The sequence below is a fragment of the Arthrobacter sp. Soil764 genome, from assembly GCF_001428075.1.
Taxonomy (GTDB): domain Bacteria; phylum Actinomycetota; class Actinomycetes; order Actinomycetales; family Micrococcaceae; genus Arthrobacter.
On sequence record NZ_LMSI01000020.1, the window covers coordinates 494,287 to 512,972 of the forward strand.

The 18,686-nt window shown below is 68.2% G+C and carries 17 protein-coding genes and 1 pseudogene; 14 read left to right on the plus strand and 4 right to left on the minus strand.

The features are described from left to right. Positions 1-13: 13 nt before the first annotated feature. The 3 genes and pseudogenes from nagB to ASG86_RS13650 all read left to right on the plus strand — a co-directional run bounded on the left by nagB (position 14) and on the right by ASG86_RS13650 (position 3,023). A pseudogene (nagB, locus tag ASG86_RS13640) lies at positions 14-792 on the plus strand (glucosamine-6-phosphate deaminase). 108 nt (positions 793-900) lie between these two features. Next, positions 901-1,242, plus strand: coding sequence for a DUF3039 domain-containing protein (locus tag ASG86_RS13645; RefSeq protein ID WP_056335137.1), 342 nt, complete (start codon positions 901-903; stop codon positions 1,240-1,242). Beyond that, positions 1,242-3,023: a DEAD/DEAH box helicase gene (locus tag ASG86_RS13650; RefSeq protein WP_056335139.1), complete on the plus strand. Its 1,782-nt coding sequence runs from the start codon at positions 1,242-1,244 to the stop codon at positions 3,021-3,023. Before ASG86_RS13645 ends, ASG86_RS13650 begins: the two co-directional genes overlap by 1 nt. A gap of 4 nt (positions 3,024-3,027) precedes the next feature. Here ASG86_RS13650 and ASG86_RS13655 read toward each other — a convergent pair whose 3' ends face one another. Next, a complete protein-coding gene (locus ASG86_RS13655) occupies positions 3,028-3,660 on the minus strand; it encodes an isochorismatase family protein (protein WP_056335142.1) in 633 nt (210 codons plus the stop codon). 10 nt (positions 3,661-3,670) lie between these two features. Further along, positions 3,671-4,999 carry a nicotinate phosphoribosyltransferase gene (locus ASG86_RS13660; protein WP_056335548.1) on the minus strand — a complete coding sequence of 443 codons (1,329 nt, stop codon included), beginning with the start codon at positions 4,997-4,999 and terminating at the stop codon, positions 3,671-3,673. Between the two features lie 155 nt (positions 5,000-5,154). Here ASG86_RS13660 and clpS point away from each other — a divergent pair, with 155 nt between their 5' ends. The 6 genes from clpS to rdgB all read left to right on the plus strand — a co-directional run bounded on the left by clpS (position 5,155) and on the right by rdgB (position 9,471). Beyond that, positions 5,155-5,538 carry an ATP-dependent Clp protease adapter ClpS gene (gene clpS, locus ASG86_RS13665; protein ID WP_056335145.1) on the plus strand — a complete coding sequence of 128 codons (384 nt, stop codon included), beginning with the start codon at positions 5,155-5,157 and terminating at the stop codon, positions 5,536-5,538. Then, a complete protein-coding gene (locus tag ASG86_RS13670; protein WP_056335147.1) occupies positions 5,531-6,097 on the plus strand; it encodes a DUF2017 domain-containing protein in 567 nt (188 codons plus the stop codon). The genes clpS and ASG86_RS13670 overlap by 8 nt, the downstream gene beginning before the upstream one ends. Before the next feature lie 123 nt (positions 6,098-6,220). Next, positions 6,221-7,234, plus strand: coding sequence for a glutamate racemase (murI, locus tag ASG86_RS13675; RefSeq protein WP_056335150.1), 1,014 nt, complete (start codon positions 6,221-6,223; stop codon positions 7,232-7,234). Further along, on the plus strand, positions 7,231-8,028 hold the full coding sequence (locus tag ASG86_RS13680; protein ID WP_056335153.1) for an MBL fold metallo-hydrolase: 798 nt from the start codon (positions 7,231-7,233) through the stop codon (positions 8,026-8,028). The genes murI and ASG86_RS13680 overlap by 4 nt, the downstream gene beginning before the upstream one ends. 28 nt (positions 8,029-8,056) lie before the next feature. Then, on the plus strand, positions 8,057-8,815 hold the full coding sequence (gene rph / locus ASG86_RS13685) for a ribonuclease PH (RefSeq protein ID WP_056335156.1): 759 nt from the start codon (positions 8,057-8,059) through the stop codon (positions 8,813-8,815). Beyond that, positions 8,812-9,471 (plus strand): RdgB/HAM1 family non-canonical purine NTP pyrophosphatase, encoded by a 660-nt coding sequence (gene rdgB / locus ASG86_RS13690; RefSeq protein WP_056335159.1) that lies wholly within the window; start codon positions 8,812-8,814, stop codon positions 9,469-9,471. Before rph ends, rdgB begins: the two co-directional genes overlap by 4 nt. A gap of 89 nt (positions 9,472-9,560) precedes the next feature. Here the strand turns inward: rdgB and ASG86_RS13695 are convergent, their stop codons facing one another. Next, on the minus strand, positions 9,561-10,355 hold the full coding sequence (locus ASG86_RS13695) for a VTT domain-containing protein (protein ID WP_056335552.1): 795 nt from the start codon (positions 10,353-10,355) through the stop codon (positions 9,561-9,563). Positions 10,356-10,438: 83 nt separating this feature from the next. Between ASG86_RS13695 and ASG86_RS13700 the strand changes: the two genes are divergently transcribed. After that, positions 10,439-11,497, plus strand: a complete 1,059-nt coding sequence (locus ASG86_RS13700; protein ID WP_056335161.1) for an exonuclease domain-containing protein — start codon at positions 10,439-10,441, stop codon at positions 11,495-11,497. An 82-nt stretch (positions 11,498-11,579) separates the two neighbouring features. After that, positions 11,580-12,059, plus strand: a complete 480-nt coding sequence (locus tag ASG86_RS13705; protein ID WP_056335164.1) for a DUF4395 domain-containing protein — start codon at positions 11,580-11,582, stop codon at positions 12,057-12,059. Here ASG86_RS13705 and ASG86_RS13710 read toward each other — a convergent pair. Then, positions 12,040-13,125, minus strand: coding sequence for an ADP-ribosylglycohydrolase family protein (locus tag ASG86_RS13710; protein WP_056335167.1), 1,086 nt, complete (start codon positions 13,123-13,125; stop codon positions 12,040-12,042). The two genes, ASG86_RS13705 and ASG86_RS13710, sit on opposite strands and share 20 nt — an antisense overlap. A gap of 232 nt (positions 13,126-13,357) precedes the next feature. On the opposite strand from ASG86_RS13710, the gene ASG86_RS13715 reads away from it, so the two are divergent. The 3 genes from ASG86_RS13715 to ASG86_RS13725 are packed head-to-tail and all read left to right on the plus strand — an operon-like array spanning position 13,358 to position 18,612. After that, entirely contained in the window at positions 13,358-14,290 is a 933-nt protein-coding gene (locus ASG86_RS13715; protein ID WP_056335170.1) for an aquaporin, read from the plus strand. A gap of 57 nt (positions 14,291-14,347) precedes the next feature. Beyond that, a complete protein-coding gene (locus tag ASG86_RS13720) occupies positions 14,348-15,526 on the plus strand; it encodes an exonuclease SbcCD subunit D (protein ID WP_056335173.1) in 1,179 nt (392 codons plus the stop codon). Continuing rightward, positions 15,523-18,612 carry an AAA family ATPase gene (locus tag ASG86_RS13725; RefSeq protein ID WP_056335177.1) on the plus strand — a complete coding sequence of 1,030 codons (3,090 nt, stop codon included), beginning with the start codon at positions 15,523-15,525 and terminating at the stop codon, positions 18,610-18,612. The genes ASG86_RS13720 and ASG86_RS13725 overlap by 4 nt, the downstream gene beginning before the upstream one ends. Positions 18,613-18,686 lie beyond the last annotated feature (74 nt).

An 18,686-nucleotide genomic window follows, 5' to 3' on the forward strand; every position in this document is an offset into this window, starting at 1 on the left:
GGAAAGGAACAATATGGAAATCGTCATCCTGGGCGGCAGCAGGCAGATCGGAAAGCTTGCGGCCGACGCCATTGAACAGCTGGTCCGGCGCAAGCCTGCCGCCGTCCTTGGCCTGGCCACGGGGTCCTCGCCGCTGCCCGTCTACGACGAACTGGCCGCCCGGCACGAACAGGGCCTGGACTTCAGCGGCGCCTCCGGATTCGCGCTGGACGAATACGTAGGCCTGCCGGCAGGCCATCCCGAGTCCTACCGCGAGGTGGTCCGCCGGGAATTCACCAACCGGGTGAACATCGCGCCGGAGAACGTCCATGGCCCCGACGGAACCGCAACCGACATCCCCGCAGCCTGCGAGGCGTACGAACAGGCCATCCCGAGGCGGGCGGCGTGGACCTGCAGCTGCTGGGCGTGGGCACCGACGGCCACATCGGCTTTAATGAACCAGGCTCTTCCTTCGCATCCCGGACCAGGATCAAGAGCCTGATCGAGCAGACCCGCAGGGACAACGCCAGGTTCTTCAACAGCCTGGCTGAGGTGCCGCACCACGTCATTACCCAGGGACTGGGCACCATCATGGCGGCCAGGCACGTGATCCTGCTGGCAACCGGTGCGCAAAAGGCCCAGGCCGTCCGCGATTTCGTCGAAGGACCGGTGGCAGCCATTTGCCCTGCGTCCGTGCTGCAGTTCCATCCCCACGCCACCGTCCTACTGGACGAGGCCGCCGCTTCCGCCCTGAAACTGGCGGATTTCTACCGCCACACCTACGAGAACAAGCCGGCCTGGCAAGGTCTTTAGGTGCCCTGCAGGCGCTGCGCACGACGACGAAAAAGTACGACGGCGGCCGGTACCGGAGCCTGCCACGGGCGTGCCGCCGTCGAACGCCCGGCCGGTGGAACGGCTAAGATGGATGGCATGACTAGCATGACGGACCCTCTCGAAAACGACCCGATGCGCGAGCTTTCCGGGGCTGGATCGTCCACGGCCACCATTGAGCGCGAGGAACTGCGCCAGGAAGTGGAACCCGGGGACCGGGAGCGCTTTTCGCACTATGTGCGGAAGGAAAAGATCATGGAGTCCGCGCTGACCGGGGAGCCCGTCATCGCCCTTTGCGGCAAGGTCTGGACGCCGGGCCGGGACCCGCAGAAGTTCCCGGTCTGCCCCATGTGCAAGGAGGTCTACGAAGGCCTCCGGCCGGGCAATGACGGCGGCAAGGGTCCCGGAGGGGACTCGGACAGCAACAAATAGTGACGGAGACGCTCTTTGGCGGCCCCACCCTGCCTCCGGCCTACCCGGAACGCGCAGCCTGGGGAACCGCCCCGAAACTCCGTGCCTGGCAGCAGGAAGCCCTTGACCTCTATCTGAGGAACAGCCCCCGGGACTTCCTTGCGGTGGCAACCCCGGGTGCCGGTAAAACCACCTTCGCGCTGCGGATCGCCTCCACGCTCATCGACTCCGGTGCCGTGAACCGGGTGACCATTGTGGCGCCCACTGACCACCTGAAGCGCCAGTGGGCGGATGCTGCCGCCAAGGTGGGGATCGCCATCGACCCCAACTTCAAGAACTCCGACGGCCAGCACGGCCGTGGCTTCATAGGCGTCGCCGTCACCTATGCCCAGGTGGCCAGCAAGCCGCTGCTGCACCGGGCCAAGACTGAAGCGGCCCGGACCCTGGTGATCCTGGACGAAATCCACCACGGCGGCGAAGCCCTGTCCTGGGGCGACGGCCTGCGCGAGGCTTTCGATCCCGCCGTGCGCCGGCTGTCCCTGACCGGTACGCCGTTCCGTTCGGACACCTCGCCCATCCCGTTCGTGGAGTACGCCGAGGACCGGGACGGCATCCGGCGCTCCAAGGCGGACTACACCTACGGCTACGGCAACGCCCTCCGTGACCATGTGGTCCGGCCCGTGATGTTCATGGCCTACTCCGGCCAGATGCGCTGGCGCACCAGCGCGGGCGAGGAAATGGCGGCGTCCCTGGGTGAGGCGGCGGTGACCAAGGACATCACCAGCCATGCCTGGCGGACGGCGCTGAACCCGGCGGGGGAGTGGATTCCCGCGGTTCTGGCGGGGGCGGACAAAAGGCTCAGCGAAGTCCGGCGCACTGTCCCCGACGCCGGGGGCCTGGTCATCGCCACCGACCACGAGGACGCCCGCGCGTACGCGGGGCAGCTGAAGAGGATCACCGGCGAATCGCCCACCGTCATCCTGTCCGACGACGCCAAGGCCTCCAGCAAGATCGAGGAATTCTCCGCCGGCGAGAAACGCTGGATGGTGGCCGTGCGCATGGTGTCCGAAGGCGTCGACGTTCCGCGCCTTTCCGTCGGCGTCTACGCCACCTCAACCTCCACGCCGCTGTTCTTCGCGCAGGCGGTGGGCCGCTTTGTGCGTGCCCGCAAAAGGGGAGAGACGGCGTCGGTCTTCCTGCCTTCGGTGCCGCAGCTGATGGCGCTGGCCAACTCCATGGAAATGGAACGCGACCACGCGCTGGACCGGCCGGAGAAAGAGGACGGGGACGGACTGTTCAACCCCGAAGACTCGCTCATGGAGGAGGCCAACCGCGAGGAGAAGGCCTCCGACAGCCTCACCAAGGGCAAGTTCGAGGCGCTGGACTCCCAGGCATCCTTTGACCGGGTCCTGTTCGACGGCGGCGAGTTCGGTACGGGCGGCGAAGTGGGGTCCGACGACGAGCTGGACTTCCTGGGGATCCCCGGCCTGCTGGACGCGGAGCAGGTGGGGACACTGCTGCGCCAGCGCCAGCACGAGCAGCTGAACCGGAAAAACCGCAAAGCACCGACGGCCGCCGAGAGCCAGGCCCCGGCCGTTCCCGACCACCGGATGCTGATGGACCTGCGGAATGAACTGGCCAAGAACGTCGCTGCCTGGGCTGCCCGGACCGGGACACCCCACGGCGTGGTGCACACCAAGCTGCGCACGGTCTGCGGCGGGCCTCCCGTTGCGCAGGCCAACGAGGAACAGCTGAAGTCGCGGCTGCGCAAGCTCCAGGACTGGTTCGTGGGCCGCAAGTAGCGGCTCAGGCGATGTCGGCCCCGCCCAGTTCCAGCTCGACCACCGTGTCTTCGAGGTCCTCGGCGATGCCGGCGGTCAGCGACCGTACCACCGTGACGCCGTAGCCGGCCTGGACGGCGTCCAGCGCCGTGGCCTTCACGCAGTAGTCGGTGGCGATGCCGACCACCACCACGTCCTCCACGTCGTGGCTCTGCAGCCAGTCATCGAGGCCGATGGCGTCTTCATCGGGCTCCAGCGACTCCCTGGCGCCGGCCAGGCCGCCGGCCTGCCGTTCCCCGGTGGGAACGGCGTCTTCCGGGGCCAGCAAACCCTCGAAACCTGAGTAGGCGGCGGCGAACTGGCCTTTCCGGAAGTAGGCATCGATGAACTCGGTGTCCAGATCCGGATGAAGATCGGCTCCCCGGGTGCCGGCTACGCAGTGCGGCGGCCAGCTCTCCTTGAAATCAGGGGTGTCCGAGAAGTGGCTGCCGGGGTCCACGTGCCAGTCCTGGGTGGCAACCACATAGTCGTATTCGCTGTTGTGGGCATCCAGGTACTCGCTGATGGCACCTGCCACGGCCGCGCCGCCGGGAACGGCGAGCGAGCCGCCCTCGCAGAAATCGTTCTGCACGTCCACGATGATCAAAGCGCGGGACATCAGTGCTCCTTCAGTTTTCCTCATAGACAGTGGGGATGGCGGCCTCGCCCCGCTGCAGGCGGTTGACCACGGACGGCAGCTCGGCCATGGAGTCGGCGTGGCGCTGCCGTGCGCGGAGCACGCCGTCGTATCCGGTCCAGCCAGGCAGCAGTTCGCCGTTCTTCATGAACTGCTGCAGCAACGGACGGTCATTGCCGTCGTCCTCCGGCCGGTGGCCCACGCCCACCACCTCCGCGGTAGCGGTGCCGCGTTCGTCCAGCTTCCGCAGCGCGTACTTGCGCCCGCCAACACTGGCCTTGTTCTTGGCCGCCTTGGCCACGGACACGAAGTTGCCGTCATCGCCGGTCCGGCTGACCAGCTTGTAGACCATGCTGGCGGTGGGAGCCCCGGAGCCGGTCACCAGCGACGTTCCCACGCCGTAGGAATCCACCGGCGCCGACTGCAGGGCGGCGATGGCGTACTCATCCAGGTCCGAGGTCACCACGATCTTGGTGTGTTCGTTGCCGAGGTCGTCCAGCAGCCTGCGCACCCACTGCGCCTGGGCCACCAGGTCGCCGGAGTCCAGCCGGACGGCGCCCAGGCGGGGCCCTGCCAGGTCCACTGCCGTGCGGACTGCCTTTTCGACGTCGTACGTATCCACCAGCAGCGACGTTCCGTCGCCCAGCGAGGCAATCTGGGCCTCGAAGGCCTCCCGCTCGGTGTCGTGCAGCAGCGTGAACGAGTGGGCTGCGGTGCCCACGGTCTTCACGCCGTAGCGGATGCCTGCTTCAAGGTTTGACGTGCTGTCAAAACCGGCAATGATGGCCGCGCGGGCTGATGCCGTGGCGGCTTCCTCATGGGTGCGCCGGGAGCCCATCTCGATACAGGGCCGGCCACCGGCGGCACTGACCATCCGGGAAGCGGCGGAGGCAATGGCGGTGTCGTGGTTAAGCACCGACAGCAGGTAGGTCTCCAGCATGCAGGCTTCGGCGAAGGAGGCCTCGACGATCAGGATGGGGGAGTTGGGGAAGTAAGCCTCGCCCTCGGCATAGCCCCAGATGTCGCCCGAGAATTTGTAGTTGGCCAGGTACTCCAGCGTCTCCTGGTTCACCACCCGGGTCCGCTCCAGGAACTCCAGTTCAGCGTCGCCGAAGCGGAACTGCGCAATGCCTTCCAGGAGCCGTCCCGTTCCGGCGACGATGCCGTAGCGCCGGCCGTCCGGCAGCCGCCGCGCGAACGCCTCGAACACGGACCTGCGGTGCGCCGCCCCGGAATGGAGGGACGCCTGCAGCATGGTCAGCTCGTAGTGGTCGGTGTAAAAGGACGTGCGGGGATGGTCCCAGCCGGCTGAGGTGCTCACGAAAGTCACTCTAGTCCCCACCGGCTCCCGCGTCTCGCTTCGCTTCGCCGCGGGGCCCTCGCCGGCGTGGGCCCACCCACCGGCTCCCGCGTCTCGCTTCGCTTCACCGCGGGGCCCTCGCCGGCGTGGGCCCACCCTCCCCATAGAATGGACAGATGACCATAAGCGTTGCGCCCGGCCCTGATACACAGGAGGGCACCCGGACCGGCACGGCAGAGTCCACCGACTCCCTGACCGCACCGGACATCCCCTGGAACCTGGTGATCTGGAACGATCCGGTGAATCTGATGAGCTACGTCAGCTACGTGTTCCAAAGCTACTTTGGCTACTCCGAGACGAAAGCGAACAAATTGATGATGGAGGTCCACCGGAAGGGCCGCTCCATCGTCGCCTCGGGCAGCAAGGAGCAGGTGGAACGCCACGCCGTGGCCATGCACGGGTTCGGCCTGTGGGCCACGGTGGAAAAGGCCAGCGGCGGCAACGGCGGCGCATCAGGCAAGTCCGGCGGTCCGCGCCAGGGTAAGGGAAAACGTGGCTAAGGCATTTAAATACGGGCTCAAAGGCATCACCGGTTACCTGGAACCGGCTGAACGGGACCTGCTGCGCAGCCTGATCGACGACGTCATCTCCATGCTTGAGCCCGAGGACCGTACGGGGCAGGACCCGCTGGCGGCGCTGATCGGCCTGGACATGGATGTGTCCGAACCCACGGACCGTGCGGTAAAGCGGCTGCTCCCCAACGTCGTGAAGGACGACGGCGGCGCGTCCCTCGAGTTCCGCCAGCTCACCGAGCGTTCACTTCGGGAAACAAAGATCGGGGCCCTGCGCGCCGCGGCGCTGGACCTGGACAAGGACGAGATCGTCCTGACGCCCGAGGGGGCGCAGCACTGGTCCATGGCACTGAACGATGTGCGGCTGGTCCTGGCCGAGCGGCTGGACATCCGGGACGAGGCAGACGCCGAGCACGTCCACCGCATGCAGGACTGGTCCCAGGCCGAAGACGTGGAGAGCTACCTGGCACTCGTCTACAACTTCACCACCTGGCTTCAGGAGTCCCTGGTCCAGGCCATGCTGCAGTCCATGGAAACCCGCCGGTGAGCCGCGGCGGCCAGGGGGAGGCCGTCCGCTGTGACGCAGACGACATGAGTCGCAGGACACAAGATGATGGCTGACGCTTCCGGGAACACCTATCCTCGAATAATCATGACTACAGCCCCGAGCATGGAACCACCGGCGGAAGCGCAGGCAACGGACCCCGGCAGCGGCTTTCCGGACGCTGCCCCGGAAGCCCGTCCCATCGGTGTCTTCGATTCCGGTGTCGGCGGGCTCACCGTGGCCCGCTCCATCATCGATCAGCTGCCCAACGAGTCAATCCTCTACGTGGGGGACACGGCCCACGGTCCCTACGGGCCGCTCCCCATCGCAGAGGTGCGGGCCAACGCGCTGGGTGTCATGGACGAACTGGTGGACTCCGGCGTCAAGCTGCTCACCATCGCCTGCAACTCGGCGTCGGCCGCTGTCCTGCGGGACGCCCGGGAGCGCTACACCGCCAAGTACGGGATCCCGGTCATCGAGGTCATCCAGCCAGCGGTGCGTCGCGCCGTTGCCGCCACCCGCAGCGGACGGGTGGGCGTCATCGGCACGTCGGCCACTGTTGGTTCACGCGCATACGAGGACACCTTCGCCGCCGCACCTGACCTGGAAATCACCTCCGTGGCGTGCCCGGAGTTCGTCAGCTACGTGGAGGCCGGCATCACCACAGGGCCGGCGCTGCTCGCCGTGGCGGAGGAATACCTTGCGCCCCTGAAGGCCGCCGGGGTGGACACCGTGGTGCTGGGCTGCACGCACTACCCGCTGCTGACGGGCGTGATCTCCTACGTCATGGGCGCGGATGTCACACTGGTCTCCAGTGCCGAGGAAACCGCCAAGGATGTCTACCGGGCCCTGGCCACCCACAACCTGCAGCGGACCTCCCCAACCCCGCCCGAGCACCATTTCGTCGCCACTGGCGATGCGGGGCAGTTCGAGGCGCTGGCCCGGCGCTTCCTGGGCCCCGAGGTGCTCTCGGTCCGCCACGTGGACCATGTGGCCGCGCAGTACCCCACGGGCAGCCTGGCCCGGATCACCCCGGAGATGATCGCCGCCGCGCAGAGCGCGCGGGACCGCCCCAGGATCTCCAACTTCGTTGGCGGCGGACTGGCCGGCGCACGCCGGGCCGGAGGGCCCGCCCTGTGAAGCTGACCATCGTGGGATGCACGGGCTCGTTCCCCGGGCCCGGCTCCCCGGCGTCGTGCTACCTCCTGACCGCCACGGACGGTGAACGGACGTGGAAGGTGGTGATGGACCTCGGCAGCGGCGCGCTGGGAGCCATCCAGCGCTACACGGACCTTGAAGACATCGACGCGATCTTCCTCACGCACCTGCACCCGGACCACTGCATGGACCTGTGCGGACTGCACGTGGCCATCCGCTGGAAGCCCGGCGGCTGGGACCGGGGCCGGATTCCCGTGTGGGGCCCCGCCGCCACAGCGGACAGGATGGCAACGGCTTACGGGCTGGACCTGGACCCCGGCATGCATGAGGAGTTCGACTTCACCAACTGGACCGAACGCGAACCCGTGACCGTGGGCCCTTTTACCGTGACCCCCTTCGCCGTCAACCATCCCATCGAGGAGGCCTACGCCCTGCGGGTGGAGGTGGTGGAGCCCGGCAAGGACGGCACCCCGGTGTCCCGGGTCCTGACCTATTCCGGGGACACCGACTCCTGCCCAGGGCTTGAGGAAGCCGCCAAGGACGCCGACCTGTTCCTGTGCGAGGCAGCCTTCGAAGAGGGCCGTGACGCCGACATCAAGGATGTCCACCTGACCGGCAAACGGGCGGGGGAGGCTGCAGCTGCGGCCGGTGCACGGCGGCTCCTGCTCACGCATATCCCGGTATGGACCTCCCAGACCACCGTCATGGCCGAGGCCCGTCCCGTGTTCCCCGGTGACGTGGCCGTTGCCGTGGCCGGCGTGCACTACACCATCTAGCCGCGCCGGTACTCGATAAGCTGGGGGCATGACATCTGAAGCAACTGCAGTGCCCATTGTGCGTGCCGACGGCCGTGCCCCCGACCAGCTCCGGCCCATCAGCATCACCCGCGGATGGTCCAACCAGGCTGAGGGATCGGCGCTGATCGAGTTCGGCAACACCCGGGTGCTGTGCACGGCCTCGCTGACCCCCGGTGTCCCGCGCTGGCTGAAGGGCGAGGGCCGCGGCTGGGTCACCGCGGAATACGCCATGCTGCCGCGCGCCACCAACACCCGGTCCGACCGTGAATCCGTCAAGGGAAAGATCGGCGGCCGCACCCACGAGATTTCGCGCCTGATCGGGCGTTCGCTGCGATCCATCATCGACACCAAGGCCCTGGGGGAGAACACCATCGTCCTGGACTGCGACGTCCTCCAGGCCGACGGCGGCACCCGCACCGCAGCCATCACCGGAGCCTATGTGGCGCTTGCCGACGCCATCCGGTTCGCCCGGGACAACAAGCTGATTGCCCGCACCGCCGAGCCGCTGGTGGACACCATTGCCGCTGTCTCCGTGGGGATCATCGACGGCGTTCCCATGCTGGACCTGCCCTACGTGGAGGATGTGCGCGCCGAGACCGACATGAACGTGGTGGTGACCGGCTCCGGCAAGTTCGTGGAGGTGCAGGGCACCGCGGAGGGCGCTCCCTTCGACCGGGCGGAACTGGACCAGCTCCTCGACCTGGCCCTGCTGGGAACGGCCCAGCTCGCTGCCATCCAGCGCGAAACCCTCGCGGAATCCCTGTGAGCGGAACCCCTGCGGGCAGCGCTCCCCGGCTGGTGCTCGCCACGCACAACAAAGGCAAACTCCGCGAACTCCGTGAGCTGCTGCGCGGGCAGGTACCAGGGCTCGACGTCGACACCCAGGTGGTGGACGCCGCGGCGGCAGGTGCGCCGGACGTCGCCGAAACCGGTGTGACGTTCGCCGAGAATTCGCTGCTGAAGGCACGCGCCGTGGCCGGCGCCACGGGACTGGTGGCCATCGCCGATGACTCCGGGCTGGCCGTGGACGTCATGGGCGGGGCTCCGGGGATCTTCTCCGCCCGCTGGGCAGGACGCCACGGCGACGACGCCGCCAACCTGGACCTGCTGCTGAATCAGCTCTCCGACGTTCCGGACGAGCACCGCGGCGCCGCGTTCGTCTGCGCCGCCGCGCTGGCCATGCCGGCCGGCGCGGAAGGCCCGGGGCGTGAAGTGGTGGAGTACGGGCAGTTGGAGGGGATCCTCTTGCGTGAACCCCGGGGGACAGGCGGGTTTGGCTACGATCCCGTGCTGCAGCCGGCTGGCGAGGACCGGAGCTGCGCCGAGCTCTCCGCCGAGGAAAAGAATGCCATCAGCCACCGCGGCAAGGCCTTCCGGGCACTGCTGCCCTCGATTGTGGCCGCCCTGGAGGCAGCACGCTAGGAGCCCGCCGGCAAGGCCAGCCAACAAAAAGAAGGTGCCCACCCGGCCGGGTGGGCACCTTCTTTTGGCAATTTGGAGCCGGGCGGCTGCTACTCCGGGCGGCCGCGGCGGACGTTGCGGGGAGTCTCCTGCTCCTCTTCCGGCTCGTGCTCCTCGATGAACTCATCGACGGCATCCGTGCCGTAGGCCCGGGCCTGGCGCTTGGCGGACAGGCCGCGCAGGACCTCGATGCCGATGGGAATCACCGAGACCAGCACGATGGCGATGAAGATGATGTCCAGGTTGTCCCGGACCCACGGAACCTTGTCGCCCAGCAGGTAGCCGAGCAGCGTCACGCCGCCGCCCCACAGCACCGCGCCGATGACGTTGTAGATGAAGAACTTCTTCCTGCTCATCTGCGCGACACCAACGATCACGGGGACAAAGGTGCGGATGATGGGCACGAAACGGGCCAGGATCAGGGCCTTTCCGCCGTGCTTTTCAAAGAAGGCATGCGCATTTTCGATATTTTCACGTTTGAAGAGCCGGGAGTTTGGTTTGTTGAAGATGGCCGGGCCGGCCTTGGAACCGATGAGGTAGCCGGTCTGGTTGCCGACGATCGCCGAAACCACGATCAGCAGGGCCAAAAGCCAGATGTTGAACTTGATGGTGTCCGTGGCCACCAGCAGGCCCGCGGTGAACAGCATGGAGTCCCCGGGGAGGAAGAAGCCCACCAGCAACCCGGTTTCGGCGAAGACGATGCCGCACACCAGCAGGACCACCCAGGGAGCGAGCGCGGGATCGGCCAGGAAGACCTGGGGGTTCAGCCAATCGGGCAGGAAGGAAGCCATTTTCGGCTGCACCGGTCCCGCACCGCCCAGCATGGACACAGCGAGGTCATTCATCACAGGAAAGTTCACCCCTCAAGGGTACTTGACCGGCCTGTGCCTCCCCGGCTGGGACGTTTGCGGCGGGTAAGGTAGGGGCCGTGGGTTTGGACTTTACGGCGATCGACTTCGAAACGGCCAACGGCTTCCGCGGCTCCCCGTGCTCCGTGGGACTGACGAAGGTCCGGGGCGGCAGGATCGTCGCAGAGGCCTCCTGGCTGATGCGCCCGCCGGCGGGTTATGACCACTTCGACCACTACAACGTCCGGATCCACGGCATCACCGCCGCGGACGTTGCCGGAACACCCCGTTTCGGCGATCTGTTCCCCGAAATTGGCGCCTTCATCGGTGATGACGTGCTGGCAGCACACAATGCCGCCTTTGACCTGGGCGTGATCCGGTCTGCGCTGGAGGTGTCAGGCCTGCCCGGTCCAGCCTATGACTATGTCTGCACCGTCATGCTATCGCGGCGCTGCTACTCGCTCGTCTCCAATTCCCTTCCCTTCGCCGCCGAGGAAGCGGGCGTGCCGCTGGTAAACCACCATGACGCTGCCGAGGATGCCCGGGCCTGTGCCGGGATCCTCATCGACATCGCCGCGCGCAACGGCGCCAACAGCATCGCCGAACTCTTCCTCTCCCTGGGGCTGGCCATGCCCCACCAGCAGGCCTTCGATCCCGCCTCCGGCGAGCTGTCAAAGGCAAGCATGGCGGCCATGGCGGCTGCTTCCGGCAACGGTGCGGCACTGGTGCAGCGGTTCCAGTCCGGCTGGCCCGAGGAGGGTCCGAATCCGGAACCGAACCTGGACGCCGAGCCCGGCCATCCCCTCTATGCGCAGACGGTGGTATTCACCGGGCAGCTCTCCATCGACCGCCCGGAAGCCAAGCTCCGCTCGGCAAGGTGCGGGGCCCGGACGGAGAGCCGGGTCACCGGACGCACCACGGTCCTGGTGGTGGGGGACGGGTTCGTAGCCTCGGACCTGCGTTCCGGCAGGCTCACCGGCAAGGCCCGCCGCGTCCTGGAGCTCCATGAACGGGGACAGGCCATCGAAGTGCTGTCCGAGGGTGAGTTCCTGCAGATGGTGGGAGGCGGTGACCTCCGGCAGGCCGCGCACGCCGGCGTCGGGGAAGCCTGGGACGGCGCGGCTGCCGTCAGCGCCTGACCTGAGCCGGTACTGGAGTGGCGCACGGTCATGCGGCGCAACACAGCTTGGCCGCGCTGCGGCAGGGTCCTACCCTTTCGTCATGGCCTCCCTCTTTGCTTTCCCGAATCCGGTGAACGAGTACGCTGCCCGTGTCACGGCAGCGCTGGTGGTGGTGCTCGCCGTCGTCACCGCCGTGACAGGTTCCTGGCTCGGGCTGCTGGCCATCAGCATCGGGTTCTGGCTGCGGCTGCTCTTTGGCCCCAGGATTTCACCCCTGGCCCTGCTCTCGGTCAAGGTCATCACCCCGGCACTGGGAAAGGTGAAGCTGGTGCCCGGGCCGCCCAAGCGCTTTGCCCAGGGGATCGGCGCTGCCGTATCCACCGCCGCCCTGCTGCTGTCCGCCGCAGGTGCAGCCCCCGCAGCCTGGGCCCTCCTGGGGATCCTGGTGGTCGCGGCGTCGCTGGAGGCGTTCGCCGGATTCTGCCTGGGGTGCACCATTTTCGGCTTCCTGCAGCGCCGCGGACTGATCCCTGAAGACGTCTGCGAGGCCTGCAACAACATCAGCCTTCGCCGGTCGTAACCTTCACCAACTGGTCGGCCATGCCGCGGACCACCTCCGGCGCCTCCAGGGCCCCCAGCCACTGCGCCGGCAGGCAGTCCTCCCCGTACAGGGCTCCCAGGATGTTTCCCGCCAGCGAACCAGTGGTGTCGCTGATGCCGCCGTGGTTCACAGCCAGCACCACAGCCTCCCGGAAATGCCGGGACGGCTGCACCTCTGCGCCGTCAGCCGGCAACGTGGCAAGTACTGCATAAAGCGCGACGGCGAGGGCCTCCCCGGCAGTCCAGCCTTCGCCGAGCACCTGGACAAGTTCCTCGGGGGCAACAATGGCTTTGTCGGCGAGGCGGAGGGCGGCCTCAAGCCGGTCAGGGAGCTCCGGTGCCACCTCCGGGAGGGTGGCTGCATGCGCGGTGACTGCGGCAGCGGCATCCCGGAGCGCCTCACCCGACACCAGCTTATGGATCAGGAGGCTGAAGATTCCGGCACTTTGGCGGGCGGAAGGATGTCCGTGCGTGAGGGAGGCGGCGTCGGCACTCAACTTGTAGACGGCGTCGGGCGCGATGTGCGGAACCAGCCCGAACGGCGCTGAGCGCATCACCGTGCCGGCGCCTTTCGCTTCGGGGTTGACGGGCCGGATGGACGTACCCATCTCCCCGGTGGCCAGGCCCGTGATGCAGTCCTGGTCCGGATGCCGGCGCTGCCGGAGCACCCCGTTGCCGTCGATCCAGCGGGGCTGCGGTGCGGGCGCTGCTGGACCGGCGTCCTCGCCCTGGCTGGCCAGCCAGCGCAGGTACGCCAGCCAGAGGCAGGCGTTAACGTCCGCACCCACCCCGGAGTTGGCCCACTCCAACGCCTCCACGAGTCCGTCCACGGTGTACAGGGTCAACTGCGTGTCGTCGGAAAAGGGCCAGGGACCGGACAGGGCATCAAACCCGGTCAGGCCCTCCGCTCCGAACCGCTGCCGGATTGCTTCGATCGAATCAGCCTCCACGGCGTAGCCCAGCGCGTCGCCGAGCGCCCCGCCCATTAGGGCGCCGTGGATCCGGGACTTGAGGGTGGGCTCGGGAGTGCGGTGGTCTGTGCTCATGCAGTAAATTTACCGTCCGGGTACCGGTTGCGGTTCAGCCCTTCCCTCCAGAGCGTCCCTTGCAGCCCGGCAGGCGCCACGGACAGCGGCCGTCCAGCAAACGCACAGCCTGGGCTGGAATACTGCACGGGTTGCCCCGCGCGCACCTGCTGGCCGGTTGAAGCACCGGAACGGGCAGCATCCGGACACCAGGCAACGCAAGCACCAGGCCCCAGGAAGCGAAGGTCCCATCATGAGCACCCCCGTCCCCGCCCGCGACGCACTGCACCCCGGCACGGCTGCCGGGCGGACGGCCCTGCTGCCCCGCCTCGCGGCCGAGGCCTTCGGCAGCCTGTTCCTGGCCGTGGCCGGGCTGGGCGTGCCGCTGTTCAGCATTCCGCAGTCCAGCCCGGTGCCGGCCGCCCTTGCTGCCGGGCTGGCCATCACCGCGGCAATGCTCGCGTTCGGACACATCTCCGGTGGCCATTTCAATCCGGCCATCACCCTGGGGCACCTGCTGGCGGGACGCATCCGCGCCGGCGCCGCAGCAGCATACGCCGCCGCGCAGGTGGTGGGAGCCTTGGTGGGCGCGCTTGCCCTGTTCGGGATCCTGCGCACCCTGCCCGGCATCGCCGACAGCCGCACTGCCTTCGATACCGTGACCGCCGGCTTCGGCGAACACTCCATCATCCAGGCGCCGCTCGCCGCAGCCGTGCTCCTGGAATTACTGGGGGCCGCCATCATCGTGGCTGTCTTCCTCGGCGCCGGCCGCTCCGGCGGCAGCCGTACCGTGGCGCCCGTTGCGGTCGGCCTGTCCTTCGCGGCGCTGCTGCAGCTGGGCCAGTCGGTGGGGAACCTGCCCTACAACCCCGCCCGGGCGGTGGCGTCCGCAGTCTTCAGTTCCGGCTGGGCCGTGGAGCAGCTGTGGGTCTTCCTGGTCGCGCCGCTGGCCGGTGCAGCCATCGCCGGGCTGGTGTTCCGCATCACTGGCATGGAAGCGTCCGCTGCTCCCGTTCAGGACGGCGGGGACGTCGACGCCGCCGAGGCCGCGGTTGACGACGACGCCGAGGACGAGGGCCTGGAAAGTACGGGCCCGGACGCGGCTGCGCCCGCACCGGCTGCCCGCCATGAGAAGGCAGGAAGCGTCAATGAGGCCCAGGAATTCTTCGAGGGCAAACGGTCCTGACCGGCGCCGGCCGCGGCGGTTTCTTTGAGTGTCAGTGGTTGCCGATAGCTTAGGGATATGCGGTTACTTCACACCTCGGACTGGCACCTGGGCCGTTCCTTCCATGGCGTAGGCATGCTGGACGCCCAGCGCGCTTTCGTTGACCAGCTGGTCGCTGCGGTCCAGCGGGACGGCGTGGACGTTGTCCTGATCGCCGGCGATGTCTATGACCGGGCGCTGCCGGGCGTGGACGTGGTCCACCTGCTCGACGACGCACTGGTCCGCCTGACTGCCGCGGGCGCCAGGGTGGTCCTCACCAGCGGGAACCACGACTCCGCCATCCGCCTGGGTTTCGCCTCGCGCCTGCTGGAACGCGGGGGAGTGCACCTGCGCACCCGGGTGGAGGACCTCGCCACCCCGCTCCTCCTGCCGCTGGGCACGGATGCCGCCGAAAAGGAAGCCGTCCTGGCGCTTTACGGCATCCCATGGCTTGAGCCCCGGCTGGTTGCCGAACAATTGGGCGCTGAAACGGTGAGCCATTTCGAGGTCACCAGGGCGGCCACCGGCCTGATCCGCGAGGACATCGCCCGGCGCGCGGTTTCCGCCACCGTCCATTCGGTGGTCCTGGCCCACACCTTCGCCAGCGGCGGCATCAGCTCGGACAGCGAACGGGACCTCAGCATCGGCGGCGTGGGTGCGGTGCCGCTGGACCTGTTCAACGGTTTCAGCTACACGGCACTGGGCCACCTGCACGGCCGGCAGCAACTGTCCGGTTCCGTCCGGTACTCCGGTTCGCCTCTGGCCTATTCCTTCTCCGAATCCGCCCATCAAAAGGGTGCCTGGCTGGTGGACATCGGTGCGGAGGGAATCAGTGCCGTTACGGAGGTGCTGTGGGAGGCCCCGCGTTCTCTGGCCGTACTGCGCGGAACCCTGGAGGATCTCCTGGCGGACCCCGGCCATGCATGGGCTGAAACCGCCTACTGCCAGGTCACGTTGACCGATCCCCAACGTCCCGCCCGTGCCATGGAACGGCTCCGCGCCAGGTTCCCGGACACCCTGGTGCTGGCATTCGACCCGGAGGGTGCGGCTGCCACGCCCCGGACCAGCTACAGCAGCAGGCTTGCGGGCGCGCCGGACGACCTCGCCCTGTGCTGCGGATTCCTGGAACACGTGCGGGGACGCAGCGCTGACCAGGCAGAGAAGAACGCGCTCGCCGCCGCGCTGGAGAACGTCAGGCTGCTGGAGGCGTCACGGTGAGAATCCACCACCTGCGCATCTGCGGCTTCGGTCCCTTCGCCGGGAGCGAGGACATCGACTTTGACCGCCTTGGCGCCCACGGCCTGTTCCTGCTGAACGGGCCCACCGGTGCCGGTAAGACCAGCGTGCTGGATGCCATCTGCTTTGCCCTGTACGGCTCCGTCCCCGGAGCCCGCCAGGACGGCAAGCGGCTGCGCAGCGACCATGCGGAACCTGCCCAGGAACCGGCCGTGACGTGCGAATTCTCGTCGCAGGGCCGCCGTTTCGAGGTGACCCGCTCTCCGGCGTGGGACAAGCCCAGCGCTCGGGGCAAAAACGGCTTTACCGTCCAGCAGGCCAAGACGCTGCTCCGTGAGCGGGTGGACGGCGCATGGGTGGAAAAGTCCGCCCGCAACGACGAAGCAGGCGCGGAAATCACGGCCCTGCTGGGCATGGACCGCGAGCAGTTCACCCGGGTGGTAATGCTGCCGCAGGGTGATTTCGCCGCCTTCCTCCGCTCCAAGGCTGCCGACCGCCTGGACCTGCTGCAGAAGCTTTTTGGCACCCAGCGTTTCGAAGCGCTGGAACAGGAACTGTCGCGGCAGGCTGCCGCTGCCCGGGAAGACGTGGCTGCACTCTCCGGGCAACTCGCCCTTCTCGCCTCGCGTGCCGCCACCGAGGCCGCTCCGCTCCAGCTTCCGGACGCCGGGGCTCCGCCGGAGGAAGACGTCCCCGCCCGCCTCGACTGGCTCAAGGCTTCCGTTGCCGGCCGGCTGACGGAACTCAGCGGGCATGCCGCCGCTGCCGCGGCCGCCAGCCAGGACCGCCGCAGCGCTGTGGACCGGGAAGCCGCGCGGCATGAACGGCACCGGAAACTGCAGGCGGCCACGGCGCGGCGAAACGCCGTGGAGGAAGGCGCCGCACGTCAGGAAGAGCTCTCTACCCGCCTCGCCCGGCACCGCCAGGCCGAGGTCCTCCAGGGGCAACTGCAGGCCGTGGACGCGGCGGCCGCCAAGGTCCGCAGTGCGGAGGCCGCTGCCGAATCTGCCATGACGTTGCTCCGCATGGCGGCCGGAGACGACGGCGAGCTGGCCCAGCTGCGCCTGGAAACACGTGCATGGGAAACAGGTGGCCTGGATCCGGAAACGGGGGCCACCCGTGGAAGCCTGTCCGGGGCAGCGGACGAACTTAGCCGCCTGCGGTCATTGCTGGCCGTCGTCGAAGCGCGGCTGCCGGACGAGGACAGGCTCCAGGACCTTCAGGCCCGGCACCGCAGCCTGGCGGGCCGGGAGGAAGAGCTCCGGCTGGCCATCGGGACCCTGGGCAGCCGGGCGGCCCAGCTACAGGAGCAGCGGGCAACGCTGGCCGAGGGCATGGACCAGCTGGAATCCCGTTCCATCGAGGCGGCCCTGCGCCGCAAGGAAGCTGCAGCGGCGGCCGAGCTGCTGGACGTCGTCCGGAGTTATGAAAAAGCGGCCCATCACAGGGACCTGGCCAGGATCCGACATGACGATTCGCGGGAGACACTGCTGGAGGCCAAACGCCAGTGGCTGGACCTGCGGGAGATGCGTCTGGCCAATGCGGCATCCGAGTTGGCTGCCAAGCTGGTGGGCGGGGAGCCCTGTCCCGTCTGCGGAAGCGGGAAGCATCCCCATCCTGCAGACGGTGGCAATGCGGGCCCGGGCCTTGCGCAGGCCGAGGAGGAGGCCCATGGCGCCTACGAGGCCGCAGAGGCAGCCCACGCCCTGGTTGCCGCTGATCTTGCCGAGGCGGAGCAGGCAGTGGCTGTCCTCGCCGGCCAGGGTGGGACTACTCCGGCGGAGGAGGCACGTTCCGGTGCCGATGCTGCACTGGCTGCTGCGGCTGATGCAGAGCAGGCCGCGGACGAGCTGCAGGACAGGCGGCAACGGCTGGAAGCGCTGGACGCCAACATCGGGCAGGCGCTTGCCACGCTGTCTGAAACGGAGGCAGAGCTGTCGCAGACCGCCGTGTCCCTTGCCGATGTGGGGGAGCAGGCCGCAGCGCTGGACAAGGCACTCGCCGGCCTGCGGGGCCACCACCGCAGCCTGAACCGCCGGCTGCGGGCACTCGAGGAGGCCGCGGCGGTCCTGGACAAGGCCGTTGAAGCGCAGGCGCGGCTGGATGAGGCGCGCCTTCGGTCCGCCGAAGTGCAGGAACATTTGGAGCTGGCACTGCCGGCTGCGGGCTTTGCCACGGCCGGCGATGTCCGGGACCAGCTCCTCGGAGCGGCTGAAGCGGCAGACCTGGAAGCTGCCATCCGTGCAGCCCAGGACGAAGCGGCGCGCGTGGCCGGGCTGTTCGAGTCCGAGGACATCGTGCTCGCCCTCGCGGAGGCCGCCGACGGCTTCCTGGCGGACGAGGAACAGCTGGCGGCGCTGCGCCTCGAGGCCGCCGCTGCCCAGAACGCCGCGAGGCAAGCCGACCTGGCCGCCGGCCTCGCCACCCACTGCCTGGAATCCCTGGAATCCATCACCGCCGAATACCATGACCTGGTCCTTTCGTCCCGGGAGCCGGCGGAGCGGGCACAGATGCTGGCCGGATTGGCGGACGCCGCGGCCGGCCGGGGCGAAAACACGTACCGGATGAGCCTGAACAGCTATGTCCTGGCCGCCCGGCTGGAACAGGTGGCCCTCGCCGCGTCGGAGCGCCTGGTGGCCATGAGTGACGGCCGCTACCTGCTCCAGCACACCGACGCCAAGGCGGCCCGCGGTGCCAAGTCGGGGCTGGGCCTTGAAGTGGTGGACCAGTGGACGGGATTCCGGCGGGACACCTCCACCCTGTCAGGGGGCGAGTCCTTCATGGCATCGCTGTCGTTGGCCCTGGGGCTCGCGGACGTGGTCCAGCAGGAGGCCGGAGGGGTGGAAATCGAGACCCTGTTCGTGGATGAGGGCTTCGGAAGCCTGGACGAACAGTCCCTGGAGCAGGTCATGGACGCCATTGAAGGGCTCCGTGACGGCGGCAGGGTGGTGGGGCTGGTCAGCCATGTTGCAGAGATGAAACAGCGCATCGGCACCCAGTTGCAGGTGCTCAAGAGCCGGAACGGCTCCACCCTGCGGATCTCCGAAAGCCTGGACGCCCTCCTCTGACCGGGCCGATATAATGGAGCCCGTTACCGGGTTGCGCGCATCGGGAGGAGGGACGATGCGCACCTACTGAACGA

What these genes read in the sequence shown, in the direction of transcription:
- ASG86_RS13695 (WP_056335552.1), bottom strand. Translation starts at nt 10,355, where the DNA reads ATGAATGACCTCGCTGTGTCCATGCTGGGCGGTGCGGGACCGGTGCAG.
- rph (WP_056335156.1), top strand. Translation starts at nt 8,057, where the DNA reads ATGACATCTGAAGCAACTGCAGTGCCCATTGTGCGTGCCGACGGCCGT.
- ASG86_RS13710 (WP_056335167.1), bottom strand. Translation starts at nt 13,125, where the DNA reads ATGAGCACAGACCACCGCACTCCCGAGCCCACCCTCAAGTCCCGGATC.
- ASG86_RS13720 (WP_056335173.1), top strand. Translation starts at nt 14,348, where the DNA reads ATGCGGTTACTTCACACCTCGGACTGGCACCTGGGCCGTTCCTTCCAT.
- ASG86_RS13715 (WP_056335170.1), top strand. Translation starts at nt 13,358, where the DNA reads ATGAGCACCCCCGTCCCCGCCCGCGACGCACTGCACCCCGGCACGGCT.
- clpS (WP_056335145.1), top strand. Translation starts at nt 5,155, where the DNA reads ATGACCATAAGCGTTGCGCCCGGCCCTGATACACAGGAGGGCACCCGG.
- ASG86_RS13705 (WP_056335164.1), top strand. Translation starts at nt 11,580, where the DNA reads ATGGCCTCCCTCTTTGCTTTCCCGAATCCGGTGAACGAGTACGCTGCC.
- murI (WP_056335150.1), top strand. Translation starts at nt 6,221, where the DNA reads ATGGAACCACCGGCGGAAGCGCAGGCAACGGACCCCGGCAGCGGCTTT.
- ASG86_RS13655 (WP_056335142.1), bottom strand. Translation starts at nt 3,660, where the DNA reads ATGTCCCGCGCTTTGATCATCGTGGACGTGCAGAACGATTTCTGCGAG.
- ASG86_RS13645 (WP_056335137.1), top strand. Translation starts at nt 901, where the DNA reads ATGGATGGCATGACTAGCATGACGGACCCTCTCGAAAACGACCCGATG.